Raw genomic sequence first — 5,704 nt, forward strand, 5'->3', positions numbered from 1 at the left:
CCTGGACGGCGGAGCCGCCCCGGGTGCGACGGCGCTGACGCGGCGTACGCGGCGCACGCTCCTCGCGGACGGCGGGCGCCGAAGCCGCGGCGGACTTGCGGCCGCGGCCGCCCGTCTCGCCGAGGTCCTCGATCTCCTCGGCCCGCAGACCCGCACGGGTCCGCTCGGCGCGCGGCAGGACACCCTTGGTACCGGCCGGGATGTCGAGCTCCTCGAAGAGGTGCGGCGAGGTGGAGTAGGTCTCGACCGGGTCGTTGAACTTCAGGTCGAGCGCCTTGTTGATCAGCTGCCAGCGCGGGATGTCGTCCCAGTCGACCAGCGTGATCGCGATGCCCTTGGCGCCCGCACGGCCGGTCCGGCCGATGCGGTGGAGGTACGTCTTCTCGTCCTCCGGCGACTGATAGTTGATGACGTGGGTCACGCCCTCGACATCGATACCGCGGGCCGCGACGTCGGTGCAGACGAGCACGTCCACCTTGCCGTTGCGGAACGCGCGCAGCGCCTGTTCGCGGGCGCCCTGGCCGAGGTCGCCGTGGACCGCGCCGGACGCGAAGCCGCGCTTCTCCAGCTGCTCGGCGATGTCGGCCGCCGTGCGCTTCGTACGGCAGAAGATCATCGCGAGTCCGCGGCCGTTGGCCTGCAGAATGCGGGAGACCATCTCCGGCTTGTCCATCGAGTGGGCCCGGAAGACATGCTGCGAGATGTTCGCGACGGTCGCGCCCTCACCGTCGGGCGAGGTGGCGCGGATGTGCGTCGGCTGCGACATGTAGCGGCGGGCGAGGCCGATGACGGCGCCCGGCATGGTCGCCGAGAACAGCATCGTCTGCCGCTTCGCCGGAAGCATCGTGATGATCTTCTCGACGTCGGGCAGGAAGCCCAGGTCGAGCATCTCGTCGGCCTCGTCGAGCACCAGCGCGCGGATGTGCGAGAGGTCGAGCTTGCGCTGTCCGGCCAGATCGAGCAGGCGGCCCGGGGTGCCGACGATCACATCGACGCCCTTCTTCAGGGCCTCGACCTGCGGCTCGTACGCGCGGCCGCCGTAGATCGCGAGAACGCGGACGTTGCGCACCTTGCCGGCGGTCAGCAGGTCGTTGGTCACCTGCTGGCAGAGCTCACGGGTGGGGACTACGACGAGCGCCTGCGGCGCCTCGGTCAGCTCCTCGGGCCGGGCCCGACCCGCCTCGACGTCCGCGGGGACGGTGACGCGCTCCAGCAGCGGCAGACCGAAACCGAGGGTCTTGCCGGTGCCGGTCTTGGCCTGGCCGATGACATCGGAGCCGGAGAGCGCGACGGGGAGCGTCATCTCCTGAATGGGGAAGGGGGACACAATGCCGACGGCCTCAAGGGCCTCGGCCGTCTCGGGAAGAATCCCGAGTTCACGAAACGTAGTCAGGGTGCTGCCTCTTCTGTGAGACGCGGTCCGAGGCGAACGCTGGGGGTCGTACCGTGCCGGGGTTGGTCATCCGGCCGTGGATGGGCCGGGTGGCGCGGGACCACTGCCGTCGCTCGAGCGCTCGTGCCGCTGAGGGGGCCCCTCATCTGCGGTCGTACGTGTCGTACGCCCCGCGTGGAGGGCTGTCGGGTCGGAGCCGATCGGGCCACCGACCGGGCATCCTCATTCGTTTTCACCATTTTCACGCCACCGGCACGTCCAAAATACTCAGTAGCGCAATACCACTGTACCCCGGATTCGCGCATGTGTGTTGGGCGAATTCGTCGGAACGGTGTGATGTCACTGGCCGGCCGGGCCCTTCCGTCCCCCGCCGGGCGGGCTATTCTGCGCTTCATGGAGACGCCTGACAACGCCACTGAAACCCCCGAACCCACCGGAATCGCCGCCCAGGACTGGGCCACCGCGTCCGCGGAGCCGCAGTACCGGGCAGCGGTCGTGGACCTGCTGGGAGCACTCGCGTATGGGGAACTGGCGGCCTTCGAGCGGCTCGCCGAGGACGCCAAACTCGCGCCGACGCTGGCCGACAAGGCGGAGCTGGCAAAGATGGCCTCCGCCGAATTCCATCACTTCGAGCGGCTCACCGACCGGCTGACCGCGATCGAGGTGGAGCCGACCGGCGCGATGGAGCCCTTCGCCAAGGCGCTCGACGACTTCCACCGCCAGACCGCGCCGTCGGACTGGCTGGAGGGCCTGGTCAAGGCGTACGTCGGCGACTCGATCGCCAGTGACTTCTACCGGGAGGTCGCGGTCCGGCTCGACTCGGACACCCGCTCCCTCGTCCTCGCCGTGCTCGACGACACCGGGCACGGAAACTTCGCCGTCGAGAAGGTGCGCGCCGCGATCGAGGCGGACCCGCGGGTCGGCGGCCGGCTGGCGCTGTGGGCGCGCCGGCTGATGGGCGAGGCGCTCTCCCAGGCGCAGCGGGTGGTGGCCGACCGCGACGCGCTGTCGACGATGCTCGTCGGCGGCGTGGCGGACGGCTTCGACCTGGCCGAGGTCGGGCGGATGTTCTCGCGGATCACCGAGGCGCACACCAAGCGGATGGCCGCACTGGGGCTGGCCGCGTAGTCGGCCCGCCGGGCCGGCCCGCCGGGCCGGCCTCAGGCCGCCGCTGATCGGCTCAGGCGGCTCCGGGGACGGATCAGCAGGGAAAGCGTCACGGCCCCGATCAGTGCCGCGCCGACCAGCGTGGCCACGACATGGCCCGGACCCAGCACCGAGTGCATGAGATACGCGCCGAACAGGGCTCCCAGGGCGCCGGTGGTGAAGACGGCACGGCGGGACGGGAGCCGCTCCGGCAGGGAACGGAGCGCCACCCAGGCGAGGGCGAGTCCGAGCACGACGGAGCCGAGTGGTTCCAGGATCACAGATGATCACCTCGCGAGTTGCGGGGCGGTTAAACCGGTCGTTAGCGGTACTACCCGTGGGTTGCGGAACGCAACCCTCCTCGGCACAGGGTTCGCACCGGCGCATCGGCCGGAACGGGCAGCGGCCCGGTGGGGAATCCCACCGGGCCGCTGCCACGGTCACTGCTGAGAGCGTGCTGCCTACAGTGCGCCGAACCCCACGCGGCGCGTGCTGGGCTCGCCGATCTCCACGTAAGCGATCCGGTCGGCCGGCACCAGGACCTTGCGGCCCTTCTCGTCCGTGAGGCTGAGCAGCTGCGCCTTACCGGTGAGAGCCTCGGCGACCGTGCTCTCGACCTCTGCGGCGGAAAGTCCGCTCTCCAGAACGATCTCCCGGGGCGTGTGCTGCACCCCGATCTTGACCTCCACGGCTATGTCCCTCCGACGGTCAGTCCCTGCGCGGTGAACCGCGCCGTACGCAGCACACATTAGCCCGCTGCGGGGAGCCGCCAGTGGTCGGCGGGCAACGCCCGCAGCGAACACGGGCGGTGGCCGCACCGGGCGGCTCTCGTCAGTGCTGATCGATGCCGTGCAGCGGGAAGCCCGCGATACCCCGCCAGGCCAGCGACGTGAGCAGCTGGACCGCCGTGTCGCGCGGAATGGCGGACCGGCTGGAGAGCCAGTAGCGGGCGACCACCTGGGAGACACCGCCCAGGCCGACCGCGAGCAGCATGGACTCGTCCTTGGACAGTCCCGTGTCCCCGGCGATGACGTCGGAGATCGCCTCCGCGCACTGCAACGACACCCGGTCCACGCGCTCGCGCACCGCGGGCTCGTTGGTCAGGTCGGACTCGAAGACCAGACGGAAGGCGCCGCCCTCGTCCTCCACGTACGCGAAGTACGCGTCCATCGTCGCGGCGACCCGCAGCTTGTTGTCGGTGGTCGACGCCAGGGCCGTACGGACCGCCTGGAGAAGCGACTCGCAGTGCTGGTCGAGAAGGGCCAGATAGAGCTCCAGCTTGCCGGGGAAGTGCTGATAGAGCACCGGCTTGCTGACCCCGGCCCGCTCGGCGATGTCGTCCATCGCGGCGGAGTGGTAGCCCTGCGCCACAAAGACTTCCTGCGCGGCGCCCAGCAGCTGATTGCGTCGGGCGCGGCGAGGCAGGCGAGTGCCTCGCGGACGCGCCGCCTCGGTCTGCTCGATGGCTGTCACGCCGCCTCCCAAATTTGTGATCGGACACAGCTTTTCCGTGCACGCTGCGCCATACAGCCATCGTACTTTTGGGTAACCCGGGTGTGCGCGGCGCGGACGCAGAATTTCATGGACCGGACGACTGCGGTAGCCACAGATTCCTCGACCGCCGGGACAAAGCGGGTTGGATCAGCGGTAATCGTCCTCATCCTGTGTGACTACGCGGGCCTGCTCCGCAGCATCCGCCTCGTTGGCGCTGTCCCGGTCGATGTCCGTGAGCGGTTCGTCGCGCCGCTGCTGGAGATCGGTCCGCTGCTCGGCGGCGTCCACCCGGGGCGTCTCCTGGTCCGGTTCGTCCGGCTGGATGTCCTCGAAGGTCTCCGGGTCGCTGGGGTCGACCGTCATGGTGACTCCCTTCCTTGCTACGAGCGTAGGAGCTACCCCCGCGGGCCGCTACGCGGTCTGTGACGGCGAACACATGAATCGGGGTGTGATCGTCTCGTAACATTGCCGCATGTCTTCGACCGAGCTGCCGGGAGTCCGTGCCGTCGCCACCGCGGTACCCCCTGCGGTCGGCACCGTCAGGGTCGTGGAGGGGGAGGAACTGCGCTCCGTCGCGCTTCCCGGGCTGACGCTGACTGTCCGGTCCCGGCCGCCGGAGCGGACCGGACTGCCGCCCGCGCTCTACGTGCACGGACTCGGCGGCTCCTCGCAGAACTGGTCGGCGCTGATGCCGCTGCTCCAGGACGTGGTGGACGGCGAGGCGGTCGACCTGCCCGGCTTCGGTGACTCTCCGCCGCCGGACGACGGGAACTACTCGGTCACCGGACATGCCCGCGCCGTGATCCGGTTCCTCGACGCCGGGGAGCGCGGGCCGGTGCACCTGTTCGGCAATTCGCTCGGTGGTGCCGTGGCCACCCGGGTCGCCGCGGTCCGTCCCGACCTGGTGCGCACCCTCACCCTCGTCTCGCCCGCGCTCCCCGAGATCCGGGTGCAGCGGTCCGCCCTGCCGACCGGGCTGCTCGCGGTGCCCGGTGTCGCCGGCCTGTTCGCCCGGCTGACCACGGACTGGTCGGCGGAGGAGCGCACCCGCGGGGTGATGGCACTCTGTTACGGCGATCCGGCGCGCGTCTCCGAGGCGGGCTTCCGTGCAGCGGTGGCCGAAACGGAGCGCCGGATGGGGCTGCCGTACTTCTGGGACGCGATGGCGCGTTCGGCACGTGGCATTGTCGATGCGTACACGCTCGGCGGTCAGCACGGACTGTGGCGCCAGGCCGAGCGGGTGCTCGCACCGACCCAGCTCGTGTACGGCGGACGGGACCAGCTCGTCTCGTACCGGATGGCTCGCAAGGCGTCCGCGGCCTTCCGTGATTCGCGGCTGCTGACGCTGCCCGACGCGGGGCACGTGGCGATGATGGAGTACCCGGAGGCGGTCGCCCAGGCCTTCCGGGAACTGCTCGACGAACGCGGCGGGAGCTGATCCGGGGCGTGGGACGACATAGTCGAAAGGGCCCCAAACCCCCGGGGTCCGACACCGAGGCCGCCACCGCGAACGCGGGCGGCGACCGTGAGGACATCCGGCCGCCGGGCCCCGGCACCGGCCGGCGCCGGAGGGCGGCGGGCGCGCCGGCCGGCCCCGACGGGCACGGACCGTTCCAGCAGGCCGGACACGTCCGCGGCGGCCATCCCGAGCAGCGCGAGCCCGGCGGCGGC

General features: G+C 70.7%; 7 protein-coding genes and 1 pseudogene. 3 read left to right on the forward strand and 5 right to left on the reverse strand.

Going from position 1 to position 5,704, the window contains the following annotated elements; translation table 11 throughout:
* Nucleotides 1–1,393: DEAD/DEAH box helicase (locus ABZY11_RS42495; RefSeq protein ID WP_356484312.1), on the reverse strand; the 1,393-nt coding region annotated here is incomplete at its 3' end.
* Nucleotides 1,394–1,786: 393 nt separating this feature from the next.
* Between ABZY11_RS42495 and ABZY11_RS42500 the strand changes: the two genes are divergently transcribed.
* The gene (locus ABZY11_RS42500) at nucleotides 1,787–2,521 is read left to right on the forward strand and encodes a ferritin-like fold-containing protein (protein WP_356484307.1); all 735 of its coding nucleotides are present in this window, start codon (nucleotides 1,787–1,789) and stop codon (nucleotides 2,519–2,521) included.
* 32 nt (nucleotides 2,522–2,553) lie between these two features.
* Here the strand turns inward: ABZY11_RS42500 and ABZY11_RS42505 are convergent, their stop codons facing one another.
* The 4 genes from ABZY11_RS42505 to ABZY11_RS42520 form a co-directional block, all read right to left on the reverse strand.
* Nucleotides 2,554–2,820 carry a hypothetical protein gene (locus ABZY11_RS42505; protein ID WP_356484308.1) on the reverse strand — a complete coding sequence of 89 codons (267 nt, stop codon included), beginning with the start codon at nucleotides 2,818–2,820 and terminating at the stop codon, nucleotides 2,554–2,556.
* 180 nt (nucleotides 2,821–3,000) lie between these two features.
* Nucleotides 3,001–3,228 carry a DUF3107 domain-containing protein gene (locus ABZY11_RS42510; RefSeq protein WP_356484309.1) on the reverse strand — a complete coding sequence of 76 codons (228 nt, stop codon included), beginning with the start codon at nucleotides 3,226–3,228 and terminating at the stop codon, nucleotides 3,001–3,003.
* Between the two features lie 142 nt (nucleotides 3,229–3,370).
* The gene (locus ABZY11_RS42515) at nucleotides 3,371–4,012 is read right to left on the reverse strand and encodes a TetR/AcrR family transcriptional regulator (RefSeq protein WP_018105511.1); all 642 of its coding nucleotides are present in this window, start codon (nucleotides 4,010–4,012) and stop codon (nucleotides 3,371–3,373) included.
* Nucleotides 4,013–4,180: 168 nt separating this feature from the next.
* Complete coding sequence (locus ABZY11_RS42520; protein ID WP_356484310.1) at nucleotides 4,181–4,396, reverse strand: hypothetical protein; 216 nt, start codon at nucleotides 4,394–4,396, stop codon at nucleotides 4,181–4,183.
* Nucleotides 4,397–4,505: 109 nt separating this feature from the next.
* On the opposite strand from ABZY11_RS42520, the gene ABZY11_RS42525 reads away from it, so the two are divergent.
* Nucleotides 4,506–5,471 carry an alpha/beta hydrolase gene (locus ABZY11_RS42525; protein ID WP_356484311.1) on the forward strand — a complete coding sequence of 322 codons (966 nt, stop codon included), beginning with the start codon at nucleotides 4,506–4,508 and terminating at the stop codon, nucleotides 5,469–5,471.
* Between the two features lie 8 nt (nucleotides 5,472–5,479).
* A pseudogene (locus ABZY11_RS42530) lies at nucleotides 5,480–5,704 on the forward strand (hypothetical protein); the annotation flags it as partial.

This window comes from Streptomyces sp. NPDC006510, from assembly GCF_040611955.1.
Lineage (GTDB): Bacteria > Actinomycetota > Actinomycetes > Streptomycetales > Streptomycetaceae > Streptomyces.

Excerpts from the sequence above, each read along its gene's own strand:
- ABZY11_RS42500 (WP_356484307.1), top strand. The coding sequence starts at position 1,787 with ATGGAGACGCCTGACAACGCCACTGAAACCCCCGAACCCACCGGAATC.
- ABZY11_RS42520 (WP_356484310.1), bottom strand. The coding sequence starts at position 4,396 with ATGACGGTCGACCCCAGCGACCCGGAGACCTTCGAGGACATCCAGCCG.
- ABZY11_RS42525 (WP_356484311.1), top strand. The coding sequence starts at position 4,506 with ATGTCTTCGACCGAGCTGCCGGGAGTCCGTGCCGTCGCCACCGCGGTA.